The organism is Pseudolysinimonas sp. (assembly GCF_039912695.1).
Taxonomy (GTDB): domain Bacteria; phylum Actinomycetota; class Actinomycetes; order Actinomycetales; family Microbacteriaceae; genus Pseudolysinimonas_A.
The window spans coordinates 208,060-224,860 of record NZ_JBDSPJ010000024.1; the positions used below are offsets into that span (position 1 = coordinate 208,060).

General features: G+C 66.3%; 14 protein-coding genes. 9 read left to right on the forward strand and 5 right to left on the reverse strand.

The window, feature by feature from the left end; all coding sequences use genetic code 11:
• Positions 1-10: 10 nt before the first annotated feature.
• Positions 11-1,630 carry a PQQ-binding-like beta-propeller repeat protein gene (locus tag ABIR17_RS12590; protein ID WP_348004742.1) on the reverse strand — a complete coding sequence of 540 codons (1,620 nt, stop codon included), beginning with the start codon at positions 1,628-1,630 and terminating at the stop codon, positions 11-13.
• Between the two features lie 282 nt (positions 1,631-1,912).
• Here ABIR17_RS12590 and ABIR17_RS12595 point away from each other — a divergent pair, with 282 nt between their 5' ends.
• From ABIR17_RS12595 to ABIR17_RS12605, 3 genes are read left to right on the forward strand one after another with little or no spacing between them, the layout of a single operon-like run.
• On the forward strand, positions 1,913-2,845 hold the full coding sequence (locus ABIR17_RS12595; protein WP_348004809.1) for a MoxR family ATPase: 933 nt from the start codon (positions 1,913-1,915) through the stop codon (positions 2,843-2,845).
• A 21-nt stretch (positions 2,846-2,866) separates the two neighbouring features.
• Positions 2,867-4,165 carry a DUF58 domain-containing protein gene (locus ABIR17_RS12600; RefSeq protein WP_348004743.1) on the forward strand — a complete coding sequence of 433 codons (1,299 nt, stop codon included), beginning with the start codon at positions 2,867-2,869 and terminating at the stop codon, positions 4,163-4,165.
• The gene (locus ABIR17_RS12605; RefSeq protein WP_348004744.1) at positions 4,158-6,470 is read left to right on the forward strand and encodes a DUF3488 and transglutaminase-like domain-containing protein; all 2,313 of its coding nucleotides are present in this window, start codon (positions 4,158-4,160) and stop codon (positions 6,468-6,470) included. The genes ABIR17_RS12600 and ABIR17_RS12605 overlap by 8 nt, the downstream gene beginning before the upstream one ends.
• On the opposite strand, the gene ABIR17_RS12610 is transcribed toward ABIR17_RS12605, so the two are convergent.
• The 4 genes from ABIR17_RS12610 to ABIR17_RS12625 all read right to left on the reverse strand — a co-directional run bounded on the left by ABIR17_RS12610 (position 6,378) and on the right by ABIR17_RS12625 (position 10,709).
• Entirely contained in the window at positions 6,378-7,247 is an 870-nt protein-coding gene (locus tag ABIR17_RS12610) for an ATP-binding cassette domain-containing protein (RefSeq protein ID WP_348004745.1), read from the reverse strand. The genes ABIR17_RS12605 and ABIR17_RS12610 overlap by 93 nt on opposite strands.
• Complete coding sequence (locus tag ABIR17_RS12615; RefSeq protein WP_348004746.1) at positions 7,244-8,263, reverse strand: putative F420-0 ABC transporter permease subunit; 1,020 nt, start codon at positions 8,261-8,263, stop codon at positions 7,244-7,246. Before ABIR17_RS12615 ends, ABIR17_RS12610 begins: the two co-directional genes overlap by 4 nt.
• Positions 8,260-9,231, reverse strand: a complete 972-nt coding sequence (locus ABIR17_RS12620) for a putative F420-0 ABC transporter substrate-binding protein (RefSeq protein ID WP_348004747.1) — start codon at positions 9,229-9,231, stop codon at positions 8,260-8,262. Before ABIR17_RS12620 ends, ABIR17_RS12615 begins: the two co-directional genes overlap by 4 nt.
• Positions 9,232-9,380: 149 nt before the next feature.
• Complete coding sequence (locus ABIR17_RS12625; protein WP_348004748.1) at positions 9,381-10,709, reverse strand: aminotransferase class I/II-fold pyridoxal phosphate-dependent enzyme; 1,329 nt, start codon at positions 10,707-10,709, stop codon at positions 9,381-9,383.
• A 136-nt stretch (positions 10,710-10,845) separates the two neighbouring features.
• On the opposite strand from ABIR17_RS12625, the gene ABIR17_RS12630 reads away from it, so the two are divergent.
• The 6 genes from ABIR17_RS12630 (at position 10,846) to ABIR17_RS12655 (ending at position 16,779) form a co-directional block, all read left to right on the forward strand.
• The gene (locus ABIR17_RS12630; protein WP_348004749.1) at positions 10,846-11,697 is read left to right on the forward strand and encodes a nitrilase-related carbon-nitrogen hydrolase; all 852 of its coding nucleotides are present in this window, start codon (positions 10,846-10,848) and stop codon (positions 11,695-11,697) included.
• 50 nt (positions 11,698-11,747) lie between these two features.
• On the forward strand, positions 11,748-13,181 hold the full coding sequence (hydA, locus tag ABIR17_RS12635) for a dihydropyrimidinase (protein WP_348004750.1): 1,434 nt from the start codon (positions 11,748-11,750) through the stop codon (positions 13,179-13,181).
• A 97-nt stretch (positions 13,182-13,278) separates the two neighbouring features.
• Positions 13,279-14,307, forward strand: a complete 1,029-nt coding sequence (locus tag ABIR17_RS12640) for a TIGR03842 family LLM class F420-dependent oxidoreductase (protein ID WP_348004751.1) — start codon at positions 13,279-13,281, stop codon at positions 14,305-14,307.
• Entirely contained in the window at positions 14,304-15,197 is an 894-nt protein-coding gene (locus ABIR17_RS12645) for an ABC transporter permease subunit (protein WP_348004752.1), read from the forward strand. Before ABIR17_RS12640 ends, ABIR17_RS12645 begins: the two co-directional genes overlap by 4 nt.
• Positions 15,194-15,988 (forward strand): ABC transporter ATP-binding protein, encoded by a 795-nt coding sequence (locus tag ABIR17_RS12650; RefSeq protein ID WP_348004753.1) that lies wholly within the window; start codon positions 15,194-15,196, stop codon positions 15,986-15,988. The genes ABIR17_RS12645 and ABIR17_RS12650 overlap by 4 nt, the downstream gene beginning before the upstream one ends.
• On the forward strand, positions 15,985-16,779 hold the full coding sequence (locus tag ABIR17_RS12655; protein WP_348004754.1) for an ABC transporter permease subunit: 795 nt from the start codon (positions 15,985-15,987) through the stop codon (positions 16,777-16,779). The genes ABIR17_RS12650 and ABIR17_RS12655 overlap by 4 nt, the downstream gene beginning before the upstream one ends.
• Positions 16,780-16,801: the final 22 nt, after the last annotated feature.

Here is a 16,801-nt window from a genome sequence, read left to right on the forward strand (position 1 = left end):
GAAACTCCGATCAGCCGATGCCCTCGAGCACGACTTCGCTCGAGTAGTCGGTGTCAGCCGAGTCGAGGGTGTGTTGCGCGACAAGATGACCCCCGAGCAACGCGAACTGGTAATAGTCGTCCGCACCGGAAGGGGTTGGCAACGACCACAGTTGAACGCCGGTCTGCGGGTTGTACGCCTCAAGCGCCGAGCCGCCACTGACGTACACGACGTTGCGCGTGCCGCCGATCAAACTGCCGCTTTGGATGATGTCGCTGTTGCGGTACAACTCGACTCCGGTTCGGGCGTTGATGCCGGTGAACCCATCTCCGCCGGAGCTGACCCAGACGACGTCAGTTCCATACTGCGTGTAAAGCTGGCCATCGTTCTGGCTGAAGTTTGTTGTCCACAGCACTGAGCCGTCGGCCATTGAGATCCCCGTCAGGGTGCCCGATGAAGGGTCTCCGGTGACAATCACATCTGCGGAAGCGATCACTGAGGTGCTGGACAGGGGCGTGCTCCAGGTCTCGTCGCCATCGGTAGTCAACCCGACGATGTCGTACGAGTCGCCGTCTTGTTTGCTCGCGATCAGGCGTTGCCCGAGGGGCAAGACGTAGAGGTCGGAGCCGCCCTTCCACGTGACTGACTTACCCGTACTGAGCGAGTAGGCGCTGTCGCCGATGATGACGCGGTCGGGTGTGACGGCGATGTTGCCACCCCCCTCATCAATGCTCCAGGCCGCCTTACTCAGGTCGTTGGCCGACAACCGCGCCAACGAATTGCCATTCGTCGCGAGCACATCGCCATCAATCATGACGGCACGCGTGCGGAACGACGAGGTCACATCTCCCGCCGTGTACAGGGAGTAGCCATCGTTCGGCAATGTCGCGCTGACCTGCTTGCCGTTGCGGTCGATCGCGATCAATTGCCCGTTATCGCCTTGGTCATCGCTGAGCGCGAGCACCGTTGGCCCGTTGCCGACCCCGCCCACTGCGGCCACGACCGAGCCCGCAGTGTCGACTACCCACATCGTCGCGCCGGTGCGGGTGTTGACGAGCGACGCGCGATTGGTGGACGTCTCCGACGCGCCGTAGTCGCTGCTGTTACGGCTGTACCAGCTGAGCACGGCGAGGTCCTGGCCGACTTCGAAGGTGTTGAGGTCTACAACCTCGTCAGGCGATCCCGCGCCATCGAACGGGTTGGTGATCCTCCAGGCGTCGAGCTTGGGCTCATGCAAGATCTCCGCTGTCGTGATGTTCCCCGGGCCACCGCCACCGCCGATCAGAGACGGGATGACGAGGGCAGCCACCACGCCGAGCGCGACGACAGCGAGCGCCCCGCCGCCGATTGCGAAGACCCGTGGCGAGAGGTGCGGGCCGGCACCAGCAGTGACGGGCGAAGCAGGCGGGAGCGACGCTGCCGGAGCGAGGCCTGCGGGCGGGGGCGGGGGCGGCGTCGCCGAAATTCCCATCCGCACCCGGGCTGCCGCTTTCGCCGCGTCGTCGCCGTACTGAACGATCCACTCGAGCAGACCTGGGTACGTTGTCGGATTCGCCGCCACCGTCGCCGCGAGTTCGGGACTCTGGTGGGCGATCTGCGCCAAACGTGCGGGATCGGTGGCCGGGTCAGCGGCCTCGACGGCGGGATTCATCCATACTCCTGGGAATTCTCGGGTGACCTCTCACCCTATCGACGCCACCGAAGGGGACGGTGGGCACAACTCCCCATCGCGATCGCTCGTGCGGGGGCCGGTGATCCGGCAGATTCCCAGCCCCTTCGGGCGCATTCCAGTGGCAGACTTCCGAAGATGAGTGATTACTCCGCTTCAGGGGCAGGTTCAGGGATCAGCTCGGACGTCGGCGCCAACTCGGGCGATCGGTTCGGGCCGGAGCCGTTGGCGCCTTCCGAATTCCTCCTCGACGCCCGAGCGGTGATGGCCGCGATCGAGACGGTCATCGACGGCAAACGTCAGGCCGTCGAAACTGCGGTGACCGTGTTGCTCGCGGAAGGCCACCTTCTGATGGAAGACGTGCCCGGCGTCGGTAAGACGATGCTGGCCCGAGCGCTGGGTCGCAGCGTCGACTGCAGCGTCAACCGCATCCAATTCACTCCCGACCTGCTGCCGGCCGATATCACCGGGGTGTCCATTTACAACCAGGCTGAGCGCGAGTTCGAGTTCAAGCCCGGCCCGGTGTTCGCGAACATCCTGATCGGGGATGAGATCAACCGCGCGTCGCCGAAAACCCAAAGCGCGCTGCTGGAAAGCATGGAAGAGCGACAGGTCACGGTGGATGGCGCCAGTTACGCGCTGCCGAATCCATTCACCGTCATCGCGACCCAGAATCCGATCGAGATGGAGGGCACCTACGCCCTCCCCGAAGCGCAGCGCGACCGCTTCACCGCCCGCATCTCGATGGGGTATCCCGACCAGGCGGCCGAAGTGACGATGCTTCGCTCGCGCGAGACCGGCAGCCCGCTCGACGCCCTCGCACCCGTCGTCACCCTCGAGCGTCTGCGTCAGATGATCGCGACGGTGCGGTCGGTATTCGTCAGCCCCGCGGTCGAGCACTACGCGGTCGCGATCGCGGCGGCCACCCGCGTCGACCGTGAACTGAGGCTCGGCGCCAGCCCTCGGGCAACGCTCCAGCTGGTGCGAGCTGCCAAAGCCCGAGCCGCCCTCGACGGCCGCGACTTCGTGTTGCCCGACGACATTGACGCGCTCGCCGTCTCGGTGATCGCCCACCGCCTGGTGGTCGCGCGTTCGGGTCTGGGCAGCAACGCGGATGCCGCCGACATCACCCAGCGAATCGTCGCTGCCACTCCGGTGCCGCTGGGCGCTTCCGGGGTGCAGCCATCGACGCGCTAAGACTCGCGCGCTGAACCGCTGATGACCTCCACCCCCGCATCCCGCGAGAAGCACTCGTTGGTGCGGCTCACCTCGATCCGCCCGAGACTGCGCGCGTTCGTGTCGTTCGCACTCGGGGTAGTCGTGGTGACGTTCGGCTACACCGCCGGGCGGCAGGAGGCCCTGGTTCTCGCCGGTGTCGCGTTCCTGTTGCCGTTGTGCGGGGTCATCTACGTACGCATTCGCCGCCCCAAGATCTCGGTCACCCGACTATTCTCTCCGCCGGTCGTCGCCGCAGGCAGCCGAGTGCGGATGACGATCCGGTTGCGGAACGAAGGCACCGTGTCGACGATTCCGTTCGCGGGGGATGACGCCATCCCGTGGCAGGAGTCGCTCGCCTCCCACGAGGTGCCGGGCCTGGGAACCACGGCGGCAACGAACCGCACCCGCGTGGTCGAAGACGACGTCCACCCGCCGCGCCGCGGGCTCTACGTCGTCGGACCGTTCGTCGTCGAGTACGAAGATCCCTTTGGAATGTGGCGGGCCTCGGTCGCCGTGGGCGAAACCGATCGACTCGTGGTTGTGCCCCGACTTGCCGCGCTCGGCGACGATGGACCGGCACTCGCCGACGGTGATGGTTCGGCGCAACTCGTGCGGCACCGCGTCACCGGCAACGACGACGACTTGACCACCCGCGAGTACCGGGTGGGCGACGCCCTGCGCCGGGTGCATTGGCGGGCGTCAGCGCGGCGCGGCGAGCTGATGGTGCGCCAAGAGGAGCACCGCAGCCATCCCGATGCGCGCGTCCTCGTCGACACCCGCCGCTCGGGCTACCCCGACGCGAGCCGCGACCGTAGCGTCTGGTGGTCCGACTGGTCGAGCGAATCCTTCGAGTGGGTGGTGGCGATGAGCGCGTCCCTCGGCATCCATCTCGACGGAGCGGGGTTCCGGCTCGAGGTTGAAGAGAGTTCTCGCGGTCAGATCGAGCAGTTTGGGCCGCGAACAGAAAGTCGTCGCGGTGACGGGTTTCTGACCAGCCTCGCCGGGGTGCAGCTCTCGGACGAAGACGACCTCGACCAGATCCGACTCGGGGATGCCGTGGGCCCGCTGTTCGCTGTCGCGGCAGACCCCGACGACGCGACCATCGACTGGATGATCCACCGCCGCGCCCCGAACGCTCCGGCCTACGCGTTCCTCGTGGAGCCCCGGCAGGCGGTGGTCGTGAGGTTGCGGAACGAGGGGTGGACCGTCGTCGAGGTCGACCCCGACAGTGAGCCGATGGATGCCTGGCGTGGCTCTGCTTCGGCGACACGGGCCGTTACTCCGGTGTCTCGTGGTTGACACCCGAATCGCGCCGCCGCCATCCCGCGCCGTCGCCACCCCGAAGCCGGGTGCGGCGAAGGGCACGCTGTCGACCACCGCGCGTCCCGAGGTGCGGCCCACGATCATCCGCCTGGTGCTCTTCGCGGTCGCCCTGATCGCGAGTATCGCGGGGTTGTCCAAGATCTTCGACGGCACCACCTGGCTGGTGACGATGGTGTCGTTCGCGGTGCTGCCGATCGCCGCTGCCGCCGCAGCCGTCGTGTTCTCTCGTCGGGCCTGGCTGCCCGCCGTCGCTGCCGTCGTCGTCGCGGTTGCGAGTCTCACCTTCACGTTTGCGCGCGACGACGCGGTGCTCGGATTCATCCCGACCCCCCAGGTAGTGGCCACCTGGGGCGACCTCGCCCAGGGTGGTGCGGAGGCGATCGCCAATCAGAGCGTGCCCGCGATCACGGTCGACGGGCTGCTCTTCCTGCTCGGTGGCCTCGCCGCAGCGTGCGCAATCATCGGCGTTCTGGTGATCGACGTCGGGCGGATGCCGGCAGCAGTCGCGTTCCCCCTCGCGACGATCCTGGCCATTCCGGTGATGATCCGGTCGGATCTCGCCCTCCCGCTTGCCTACATCGTGGCGGTCATTGCGTTCCTCGCGCTGCTCCGCGTCGGCCGTCGCCCGGCAGGCCGCGCGGCCGTTGTCGCCACCGCGGCAGTGGTGATCGCCGGGTCTCTGATCCTGCCGACGATCACTCCGCAAGCCGACGAGGTCGCTCGCACGGGTGGCGTCTTCGGGTCGGGCACCCCGTCGGTCAACCCGTTCATCGACCTCGGCGCCGACCTGCGGCGTGCCAAGCCCGTCGAGGTGCTCACCTACTCCACCAACGCACCGGGTGGGGCGTACCTTCGGCTCGCGACTCTCGACGACTTTCAGGGGAACGACTGGGAACCCGCTACCGAGCCGTGGGTTCCGTCAGACTCGGTAGACAAGTTTCCGGCTCTGCCTGGTCTGGCGTCGACGATCATCACGAACTCGTACACAGTCGATGTGCAGGTTCAAAATCTTGCCGGCCGGTGGTTGCCCACCCCTTACGGAACCTCGTCGATCAAGGGTCTGTCCGGCGACTGGTCGTGGGAACCTGACAGCCTCGCGGTGCGCACCCGAACAGGCACCGTCTCGGGTGAGAGCTACGCATCCGCGTTCGTCGTGCCGCAGCCCAACCTTGACCAACTGCGCGATGCGACCCCTGACGGCACCGACCCGAAGTACCTCGTCTTGCCGAGCTTCATGCCGGCCTCGATCGGTGAGATCGCGCAGCAGGTCACCAGTTCGGCAACCACGCCCTGGCAGAAGGCCCTGGCCCTTCAGGACTATTTCACGAGCGGAGACTTCGTCTACTCCGAAGAGTCGCCGGTTCAGGGCCACTACGACGGCAACGGGATGCAGGCAATCGAACGATTCCTGCAAGAGAAGTCGGGATACTGCGTGCATTACGCGTCAGCAATGGCTGTGATGGCGCGCACTCTCGGCATCCCATCGCGCATCGCCATCGGCTTCCAGCCCGGTGAGCCGGTCGTACCCGATGCGGGTGAAAGCCCCGCGCCGTCGACCGAGGGGATGACGAACTACACGGTCAGCTCCGACGACCTGCACGCGTGGCCCGAGCTGTACTTCTCGGGAATCGGGTGGCTGCGCTTCGAGCCGACACCCGGTCGCGGTTTCCTACCGACCTACTCCACTGTCGCCGGAGTCGATGACCCGACGACCCCGCAGGTCGAGGGCCCCCAGCCCGCGCCAACCGGGGTCGCCAACCCCGGCACCGGCCCGTCGATCGCTCCCGACGACCCGACCGACCCCGGCACCGTCGTGCAGACCGAGGCCGTCAACCCGCTGCCGATCGCGATGCTGATGTTGCTGTTTATCTTGCTCGTGCTGCTGACCCCGGCCATCATCCGTTTCGTCATTCGCTCGCGGAGGTTCGCGGCAATGACAACCGGTCGGGATGCCGCAGCAGCCGCCTGGGACGAGGTGCGAGATACGGCGCGCGATCACGAATGGTCGGCGCCCGACTCCGAGACGCCACGACAACTGGGACGACGGCTCGAGATCATCGTCGGGGAAGGCACGGTCTCGCGGCTACGTCTCGGCGTCGAGCAGTCCGCCTACGACCGGCCGGGCTCGGGTGCCATGACCGTCGACGACGTGCGCGAGGTGCGGCACGCGATTGCTGTCGCCGCGTCCTCAGGGGTGCGGCTGCGGGCGGTCTTCCTCCCGCCATCCCTCCTCGACCGGGTCGGCATCACGTTCCGCCGTCGGCCCGATTCCGCGGGGTGAGGATGACATCCCGACCGCTAGTAGCGGCTTCTTCGTGATCGGGTTCGTTGTCCAGGCGGCACGCACGCCGTAGACATCCTGGATGACCTCGGGCGTGAGCGTTTCGGACGTCGATCCCGCGGTGACCACGCGACCGCGTGAGAGCACCACGACGTGATCGGCATGGGATGCCGCGAGGGCCAGATCGTGAAGGGCCGCGACGATCGTCACTCCCTCGTCGTGTGCCAAACGGGTGAGTAGCGCGAACACCTCGAGTTGGGCGGCGATGTCGAGGTGGTTCATCGGCTCATCCAGCAGCAGCAGACGGGGTTGCTGGGCGAGGGCTCGGGCGATGAGCACCCGCTGACGCTCTCCGCCCGAGAGCGACGGCAGCTCGCGATCGGCGAACTCGAGCGCGCCGGCCGCGGTGAGAGCGGCGGTGACCACGTCATCCGATGCCGGATCGGTTCCGCCGAGGAACGACGAGTGCGGGGTCCGACCGAGCGCCGCGACGGCTCGGGATGTCAGCGGCAGTTCGGTCGTCGCCTCCTGCTCGACGAAGGCGACGAGTCGCGCGCGGTCGCGGCGGCGCATCGCGAGGAGGTCGGCTCCCTCGAAAGACACGGTCCCGGCATCCGGTCTCGCGACTCCCGACAGCGCACGGAGCAGGGTCGACTTGCCGGCGCCGTTTGGGCCGAGCAGCGCCGTCACCGCACCGGCGGGGGCGACGAACGAAGCACCGTCCACCAGCACGGCGGCACCGGCCCTCACGGTGACACCGGCGACCGAGAGGCTCATGCTTCACTCCGTCGCCGCACCAGAAGTACTGCGAACACCGGTGCCCCGATGATCGCGGTCACGATGCCGACAGGGAGTTCCCGCGGGTCGAAGATCGTGCGCGCGAGAGTGTCGGCCCAGACCAGAAATACTGCGCCGACGAGGGCCGAGAGCGGCAGAAGTGCTCGATGCCCCGCTCCAACGAGAAGGCGAACCGCGTGCGGGAGCACGAGTCCGACGAACCCGATCGAGCCACTCACGGAGACCAGCGCACCGGTCAGCACGGCCGACGCGCCGAGCAGACCCCACCGAACCCCCTGCACCGGGATGCCGAGCGACGCCGCGGTCGTGTCACCGAGGGCGAAAGCATCCAGAAGCCGCCCGGTGAGGGTGAGGGGTACGCCGATCACCAGGAACGCGATTCCCGCGATCGCGACCGCCTCCCACCGCGCGCCGGCGAGTGAGCCGAGCAGCCAGGACAGCACCTCGCGGTAGGAGTCGCCGGTTGCCGCCCAGAAGATCGCGAACGAGGTGAGAGCTCCGGCGAGGGATGACACCGCGACCCCGGCGAGCACCGTGCGGGTCGGGGTGATGCGACCGAACGATCCCGCCAGGGCCAACGTGGCCCCGAGAGCCAGGATCGCGCCGATGAACGCCGCGACGGGCAACAGCACCGCGACCCCGAGCAGCAGCACGCTGACGGCGCCGAGGGAGGCACCGGATGAGATGCCGAGCAGGTAGGGATCCGCCAACTGGTTGCGCGTCAGGGCCTGCATGATCGCGCCGACGAGCGCGAGACCGGCACCGACGCACGCGGCGGTCAGGATGCGGGGGAGCCTCAGCTCCCAGACGATCCCGTCACGCAGCACGGAGAGTGGCGACCCGGTGCCGAACAGGTGCGACCAGATCGCACCCCACACCTCGCCGACGCTGAGGTCGGCCGGGCCGATCGTGACAGCGACGACGACGGAGGCGACGAGGACGACCGCGAGACCGACGCCGATGGCGCCGACTCGAATCGTCCCGGTGCGCTTCACGGGAGCTTGAGGGTCTTCAGTTGGTCGGCAATAGATGCTGCAGCGTCGACGCTGCGCACTCCCGCCTCGCTCGCCGCGAACGGGATGACGATGTAGCGCGAGTTCTTCACCGCGGTCAGGTTAGCGGTCGCCGGGTTGGACGTGAGGTACTCGATCTTGTGGCCGGCGGTGTTCCACGAGGCGTCGACCAGAACGATCACATCGGGGTCAGCGGCGAGGATCGACTCCCAGCCCAGCGGACTCCAGGTCATGTTGATGTCTCCGGCAATATTGGTCAGGCCCGCGGTTTCGAGCAGCAGTTCGGGCGCTCCGATCCCGGCGCCGACATAGGGCGTGTCCTTGCCCGACGACCACCAGAGCGCGGTGAGGTTTCCACTGGCGGGGTGGATGGCATCCAGCTTCGTCTTCTGCTGCTCGAGCAGAGCGGTCGGGTCGACGTCGAAGATTTTGGCGGCCTCGGCGATCTCCCGGAAGATCTCGTCAAAGCTGAGTTTCGCGGGCTGATCGGCGCTCTGGCAGGCCGCAGGTTGCACGTACGTCGCGACTCCGAGGGACTGCAGCTCGGCTCGGTTGCCTGCGGCATCCGGCGCGAAGGCCGACTCCCAGCCTGAGTAGACCAGATCGGGTTCGGCGTTGAGGACGACCTCTTCGCTGGGCATCTTGTCGGCCAGCACCGGAATTGCGGCGGCACCGGACGCCCACTCATCGGGAACCGGGCCGTCCTGGTAGGCGGTGCCGACGATCCGGTCGCCGACCCCGAGCGCGAGCATCATCTCGGTCGACGTCGACTTGATCGTGATGACGCGCTGCGGGGGCGTGGCGAAGGTGACGGCAACGCCGCAGTTCTCAACCGTCACGGGACCGGATGTGGTCGGCGAGTTGGTCGGGATGGCAGCGGGTGTGGTGCAGGCGGCGAGCACCAGCACGGTTGCCACAGCGACGAAAGCGAAAGGACGGCGGACGGTCATGGGATCTCCTGGAGGGCGCAGCAAACGGGACGCGCCGAAACAGACGCGGGTCGCCGCTCCAGAAAAGGATGCGCACCACGGATCACACACGACCCGGGGACCTGTCAGCGATTCTAGCTTCGAACGTGAGCGCCGATCACGGAGGGCTCCTAACGCTCTACCGCCGCGGCGGCGAGAGCACCAGCGACGAACTGAGCCGACTCGACCGGCACGACACCGACCGTGACCCGCACGTGCGGCGGCTGGTCACCGAGTTGAAAGAGAGCACCTGGAGCGACCCGGATGCCGGCCGCCGCGAGTTGCACGATGGCCGCGCGTTCTTCGGCGACCGGAAGCCACGCGTTGATCCCATCGCCGAGTGGCAGGTGCACGCCGAGACGGGCGAGTTCTGTGACGATCGCGGCACGGCGTTCGCCGTAGACGACTCGGGCTGACTCGACTTGGCCGACCGCGACCGGATCGGTCAGCAGCGCGTGCAGGATCGCCTGAACGGTGCGCGAGGTCCAACCGGGGCCAAGCAACCGCCGCGCCACCACCTGGTCGACGAGTGCCCGCGGGCCGCCGAGGGCGCCGATGCGCAGGTCGGGTCCGTGCGACTTCGAGAAGCTGCGCACGTGCAGCACGCGTTCCGGCACGATCGTCGCCAACGTGAGGTCAGGCGCCGAGCTGATCGCACCCGAGTGATCGTCTTCGATCACGATCGTTGACGTCGCGGTGCGGCTTCGCTTGAGGATCGTCGCGAGTTCGTCGGCCCGCGCCTGGCTCAGTGAAGAACCGGTCGGGTTGTGCGAGCGCGTCTGCATCAACACGATGCTCGGGTTACTGCCGAGTGCGGCGGCGAACTCTGAGGGCCGCATCCCGTACTCATCGACGGGAACGCCGATTGCCTCGAGCCCGTAACTGTCGATGAGGTCGAAAAACGGCGCGAAGGTGGGATTGCCCACGACCACCCGGTCGCCATACCGCACGAGCACGGCGAACGCGCGGTCGATCGCGTCGAGTGCCCCGTTGGTCACGGTGATCGACTCGACGGGGCTCGGCCAGGTCGAGCGCAACAGATTGTGCAGCTCCGGGATGTCAGGCTTCTGCTGGTACGAGGCCGTGTCGGCGTGCAGACGGAGGTTCGCGAGCACCGGACCGAGTGCGGGAAGCAGCGCCGGATCGGGGGTGCCGCGGGAAAGGTCGAGGGCGGCATCCTGTGCCCCGTCGAGTTCCTGGTAACGACGGGGCAGCCATTCGCGCGGCAGGGAGCGCACGAAGCTGCCCGACCGACCGCGACTCGTGATGAGGCCGGCAGCTGCGAGGGTTTGCCAGGCGTGACTGACGGTGGCGGGCGAGATTCCGAGGTCACTCGCGAGTTCCCGGACGGTGGGCAAACGATCGCCGGGGGCGAGGTCGCCCGTGGTAATCAGCCGCGAAATCCCGCTCGCGATGCCGTGCGGTGTGCGCTGTTCGATCGCGAGAGCTACCGACTTCACTTCAGAACCGCCTAGCTTTGTTGGCACTGCGCGCTTTGTTTACGGCGACGACACGGTCGGAAACGACAAAGAAATGTTTACGGCGAAGAATAACAAAAGACAACCCTCGGGTTGGGTAAGCAGAGGGAGGAGCCGCATGAGCAACATCGTGCGCGCCGCGATCACACAGACCACGTGGACCGGCGACAAGCAGTCGATGCTCGACAAGCACGAGCAGTTCGCGCGTGACGCCGCGGCTCAGGGGGCGCAGGTCATCTGCTTCCAGGAACTCTTCTATGGCCCGTACTTCGGTATCACCGAAGACAAGAAGTACTACCGCTACGCCGAACCGGCCGACGGTCCGATCGTGCAGCGGTTCGCGGCATTGGCCGCCGAGTTGCAGATGGTCATGATCCTGCCCATCTACGAAGAAGACATCACCGGCGTTTACTACAACACCGCGGTGATCGTCGAGAAAGACGGCACGATCCTCGGCAAGTATCGCAAGCACCACATCCCGAACCTTGACCGCTTCTGGGAGAAGTTCTACTTTCGCCCCGGCAACCTGGGGTACCCGGTCTTCAACACCTCGGTCGGCAAGATCGGCTTGTACATCTGTTACGACCGCCACTTTCCCGAAGGATGGCGTGAGCTCGGCCTCAACGGCGCGCACATCGTGTTCAACCCGAATGCGACGAAACCCGGACTCTCCAACCGGCTCTGGGAGGTAGAGGGTCCCGCCGCGGCCGTCGCCAACGGGTACTTCGTGCTGCAGCCCAACCGCGTGGGTCGCGAAGATAACGAGTACGGCGAACTCGCCGTCGACTTCTACGGCACCAGCCAAGTCATCGACCCGCGCGGCAACTTCGTCGGTGAGCGGGGTTCGGGGTCGTCGGAAGAGCTGCTGATCCGTGACCTCGATATGGACATGGTGCAGCAGATGCGCGACGACTGGCAGTTCTACCGGGACCGTCGTCCCGAGTCCTACACGTCGATCCCGAAGCCCTGATTTCGAAGACCTGATTTCGAAGACCTGATTTCGAAGACCTAGGAGAAGCCATGGCGACCACACTCATCAAGGGCGGCACCGTGGTGTCGGCCACCGGCCGTTCCGAGGCCGACGTGCTAATCGACGGCGAGAAGATCGTCGCCGTACTCGCACCCGGCGCGGTGCTGCTCGGTACCGACCTTGCGACGTCGGTCGACACCGTGATCGATGCGACGGGTAAGTACGTCATCCCCGGCGGTATCGACGCGCACACCCACTTCGAGTTGCCGTTCGGCGGCACCGAGGCATCCGACACCTTCGAGACCGGTACTCGGGCTGCGGCCTGGGGCGGCACAACATCCGTCATCGACTTCGCCGTTCAGACCACCGGAACGAGAGTTCAGGATGGCCTGGCTAAGTGGCACGAGAAAGCCGCCGGCAACTGCGCCATCGACTACGGGTTCCACCAGATCGTCGGCGGGGTTGACGACGAGTCGCTCGCTTTCATGAAGAAACTTCCGGATGAAGGCATCACGAGTTACAAGATGTTCATGGCCTACCCGGGGGTGTTTTACTCCGACGACGGGCAGATCCTGAAGGCGATGCAGGTGGCGGCGGAAACGGGGCTGCTGACGATGATGCACGCCGAGAACGGCCCAGCGATCGACGTACTTGCCGCCCAGCTTGTTGAGGCTGGCAAGACGACTCCCTACTACCACGGCATCGCGCGGGCCTGGCAGATGGAAGAGGAGGCCACCCACCGGGCGATCATGTTGGGCAACCTCACCGGGGCGCCGCTGTACGTCGTGCATGTCTCGGCGAAGCAGGCGGTCGAACAACTCGCTTGGGCGCGGGACAAAGGACAGAACGTGTTCGGCGAGACCTGCCCGCAGTACCTGTACCTCTCGCTGGAAGAGCAACTCGGCGCGACGTCGGAAGAGTGGGGCGCCTTCGAGGGTGCGAAATGGGTGTGTTCGACGCCGCTGCGCTCCCGCGAGGAAGGCCACCAAGACCACATGTGGCAGGCGCTGCGCACCAACGACCTTCAGATGGTGTCGACCGACCACTGCCCGTTCTGCATGAAGGGTCAGAAGGAACTCGGCAAAGACGACTTCCGCAAGATCCCGAACGGCATCGGCTCGATCGAACACCGAATGGACCTGATGTATCAGGGCGTCGTCACCGGCGAAATCACGCTCGAACGGTGGGTTGAGCTGACATCCACCACCCCCGCGCGCATGTTCGGCATGTACGGACAGAAGGGCGTGATCCAGCCCGGAGCGGATGGGGATGTCGTCGTCTACGACCCGAAGGGGCACACCAGCATCTCGGCCGACACCCACCACATGAACATGGACCATTCGGCGTGGGAAGGCTTCGAGATCGACGGACACGTCGACACCGTGCTGAGCCGCGGCAAGGTTCTCATCGACAAGGGTCAGTACCTCGGCGCCAAGGGTGACGGTCGTTTCGTCAAGCGCGGCCTGACCCAGTACCTGGTGTGACGATGCGCTTAGATCCAGCCATGCGCGCCCGGACCCCCCTCGATCAGGGTCCGAGTGCGCCCGGATCCAGCCAAGCGGGCAGGAAGTGGTGCAGCTGATGGATTTCGGAGCAGTACTTCAGACCAACCCGCCGGCGTCGCGGACAATTCACCTGGCGAAACTCGCCGAGCAGTACGGCTTCAGCCACGTCTGGACTTTCGACTCGCATCTGCTCTGGCAAGAGCCGTACGTCATCTACAGCGCGATCCTCGCGGAGACGCGAAAGGTGAAGGTGGGCCCCTTCGTCACCAACCCGGCCACGCGTGACTGGACCGTCACGGCATCCGTCTTCGCGACCCTCAACGAGATGTACGGCAACCGCACGGTCGTCGGCATCGGCCGCGGCGACTCGGCGGTGCGCGTCACCAACGGCAAGCCGACCACGCTGAAAGAACTGCGCGAGTCGATTCACGTCATCCGCGAACTGGGCAACTCCCGCAGCGTCGAGTACAACGGGGCGCAGTTGCGGTTCCCGTGGAGTGTCGGGTCGGAGCTCGAGGTCTGGGTCGCCGCCTACGGCCCGCTCGCGTTGAAGTTGACGGGTGAGGTCGGCGACGGCTTCATCCTGCAGCTCGCCGACGTCGAGATCGCCACGTGGATGATCGCGACCGTACGAGCCGCCGCCGAAGCCGTCGGCCGCGACCCCGACGCGATCACGTTTTGCGTCGCCGCTCCCTTCTACATCACCGACGGAACGGATGCCAGCCTCGCCCACGCCCGCGAACAGTCGCGCTGGTTCGGCGGAATGGTGGGCAACCACGTCGCCGATATCGTCGCGAAGTACGGCGACAGCGGCACGGTTCCCCAGGCGCTGACCGACTACATCGCTGGGAGAACCGGGTACGACTACAACTCGCACGGCAGAGCCGAGAATGACCATGTCGACTTCGTCCCCGACGAAATCGTCGACAGGTTCTGCATCCTCGGCACCGCCGAGCAGCACATCGCGAAGTTGAAGGAACTCGAGGCGATCGGCGTGCACCAGTTCGCCGGATACCTCCAGCACGACAACAAAGAGGAGACCCTTCGCGTGTACGGCGAGACGGTCATCCCCGCGATGTCCGACCACCTGACGGCCAAGGAATGAGTCGTCGCAGGACTGCCGTTGCCTGGGGAGCACTCGGCGTCCTGCTTGTCGCTGTGGTGTGGGAGGCCTACAAGTTTCTCGGCCCCCAGGACGGTCTCGTGGTCGGTGCCGTCGAAGGCGAGACCGGTTCGGGCGTGATGATCTTGCCGCGCACGCACGATCGCGCGATGCCGCACATCTGGCAGATGATTGCTCGGCTGTTTCAGTCGACGAGCGGCGGCGACACCCCACCACTCGGGGCCTCGGTCGCAACCGCGGCGCTCACGACTCTCGGCATCGCGGCGGTCGGCTGGTTGATCGGCGTCACGGTTGGGATGCTGCTGGGCATCATCATGCAGCGCTGGCGCCTGGCCGAGTGGGGCATCCTGCCCTGGGTCGTCGTCAGTCAGACCGTTCCGCTGATCGCCTTCGCGCCGGTCGTCAACGCGATCGGCAACCAGCTCAACCGGGGCGGACTGCCCTGGGAGCAGTGGGCATCGGTCGCGGTGATCGCTTCCTACCTCGCGTTCTTCCCGGTCGCCGTCGGAGCCCTGCGCGGACTCGGATCCCCAGATGGAATACATCTCGATTTGATGCGAAGTTACGCCGCCGGATACTGGCCGACGTTGGTACGACTGCGGCTACCGGCAGCCGTTCCGTACCTGCTGCCCGCACTACGGCTCGCGGCCGCGAACGCCGTCGTCGGCGCCGTCGTCGCGGAGGTATCGATCGGGATGCGGGGCGGCATCGGTCGCATGCTCATCCAACTCGCCGGCCAAGGATCGAGCGATCCTTCGGCGCCGTGGGGCCCGACTTTCGGTTCGATTGTGCTCGGACTGGTCGCGGCCGGCTCGGTCGCACTGCTCGGGCTCGGCCTGAAGAACTATCGACGCGGAGAGGCCACGGCATGACCGCGGAGCTCGCAGTACAGGCGACCGCAGTCGGCAAGACATTTCCGACGAAGGCGGGGGATGTCGTTGCCCTCACCGGTGTCGACCTCGAGGTCAAAGTGGGCGAGTTCGTCTCGCTCATCGGCCCCTCGGGATGCGGCAAGTCGACTCTTCTGCGGCTGATCGCCGATCTCGATACCGCCTCGACCGGAAGCCTGGAAATCTTCGGCAAGTCGGCGCAGCAAGCTCGGATCGACCAGGACTACGGGATCGCGTTTCAACAAGCAGGGCTGCTGCCCTGGCGCTCGGTGGGCGCGAACATCGCGCTGCCGCTCGAACTGCACGGGTTCAGTGCCGCCGACCGCAAGGCACGCGTCGCTGAGCTCGCCGAGCTCGTCGGGCTGACCGAATTCATTGACCGGTATCCCGACCAGCTGTCGGGTGGAATGCAGCAGAGGGTCGCGATCGCCCGAGCCCTTGCGGAGCGGCCGAGGCTGTTGCTCATGGACGAACCCTTCGGCGCGCTCGACGAGATGACCCGCGAGTACCTCCAGACTGAGTTGGCCCGCATCGCAGCCGAGACCAAAGCAGCGGTCGTCTTCGTCACCCACTCGATTCCCGAGGCGGTCTTTCTCTCCGATCGAGTGATTGTGATGAGTCCGCGCCCCGGCCGGATCACCGACGTCATCCCGATGTCGTTCAAGGGGAAGCGGGGCGACGCGTTGCGCGAATCGCCTGCCTATTTTGTGAAGGTCACTGCTGTTCGTGAGGCGCTGCACGGCACGCCTGTCGAGAGGGCGAACGAGCGATGACCCTTCGACAGGCTCAGGGGCCGGGGCCGCGGGAGCTGCCCGGATGGTTGCGATTTGTCGCGCCCGTCGTGGTGGGCGCGATCATGGTCGCCGTCTGGGTCATCTGGGTCGATGTGCTCAAGACCGCCCCGCGCGGGCTCCCGAGCCCCTCCGCGATCGGCACCGAGTTGGTGCTGCGCTTCGGCATCATCAGTGACGATGTCGTGATCACGGGACGAAACGCCCTCGTCGGACTGCTGATCGGCGGCATCTTCGCGATCGTGTTCTCAGCCCTTGCGTCGACCTGGCGGCCGCTCGACGGGATGCTTGCCCCCCTGGTCGCTGCCTTGGCGGTCGTTCCGATCGTCGCCCTCACGCCGATCTTCAACACGATGTTCGGCGCCTCAAGCCAGTTCGGGCGCCAAGCGGTCGCGGCGATCGCCGCCTTCGTGCCGATCTTCATCAACGTGGTGCGTGGACTCCGCCAGACGCGGCCTGTGCATCGCGACCTCCTTCGAGCGTCGGGAGCTACGGGCTTCCAGACGTTCCGCAAACTGACCCTGCCCACGGCGTTGCCGTACCTCATGACCGGCCTCAAGATCGCGGCATCGCTCGCCGTGATCTCGGCGCTGGTGGCTGAGTACTTCGGTGGCCCTGCGGACGGTATCGGAACAGCGATCGCGACCTATGCGAAATCGGGCAGAGCCGCCCTCGCTTGGGCCTATGTGGCTGGTGGCATTGCCATCGGTCTCGCATTTTTCCTCGTCACGACGCTCCTCGAGCGACTCGCGACGAGGCGATCGCCGGTCTGACCGGCACCCCCGCACACCGCAC

Excerpts from the sequence above, each read along its gene's own strand:
- ABIR17_RS12590 (WP_348004742.1), bottom strand. The coding sequence starts at position 1,630 with ATGAATCCCGCCGTCGAGGCCGCTGACCCGGCCACCGATCCCGCACGT.
- ABIR17_RS12595 (WP_348004809.1), top strand. The coding sequence starts at position 1,913 with ATGGCCGCGATCGAGACGGTCATCGACGGCAAACGTCAGGCCGTCGAA.
- ABIR17_RS12600 (WP_348004743.1), top strand. The coding sequence starts at position 2,867 with ATGACCTCCACCCCCGCATCCCGCGAGAAGCACTCGTTGGTGCGGCTC.
- ABIR17_RS12610 (WP_348004745.1), bottom strand. The coding sequence starts at position 7,247 with ATGAGCCTCTCGGTCGCCGGTGTCACCGTGAGGGCCGGTGCCGCCGTG.
- ABIR17_RS12620 (WP_348004747.1), bottom strand. The coding sequence starts at position 9,231 with ATGACCGTCCGCCGTCCTTTCGCTTTCGTCGCTGTGGCAACCGTGCTG.
- ABIR17_RS12630 (WP_348004749.1), top strand. The coding sequence starts at position 10,846 with ATGAGCAACATCGTGCGCGCCGCGATCACACAGACCACGTGGACCGGC.
- hydA (WP_348004750.1), top strand. The coding sequence starts at position 11,748 with ATGGCGACCACACTCATCAAGGGCGGCACCGTGGTGTCGGCCACCGGC.
- ABIR17_RS12640 (WP_348004751.1), top strand. The coding sequence starts at position 13,279 with ATGGATTTCGGAGCAGTACTTCAGACCAACCCGCCGGCGTCGCGGACA.
- ABIR17_RS12645 (WP_348004752.1), top strand. The coding sequence starts at position 14,304 with ATGAGTCGTCGCAGGACTGCCGTTGCCTGGGGAGCACTCGGCGTCCTG.
- ABIR17_RS12650 (WP_348004753.1), top strand. The coding sequence starts at position 15,194 with ATGACCGCGGAGCTCGCAGTACAGGCGACCGCAGTCGGCAAGACATTT.
- ABIR17_RS12655 (WP_348004754.1), top strand. The coding sequence starts at position 15,985 with ATGACCCTTCGACAGGCTCAGGGGCCGGGGCCGCGGGAGCTGCCCGGA.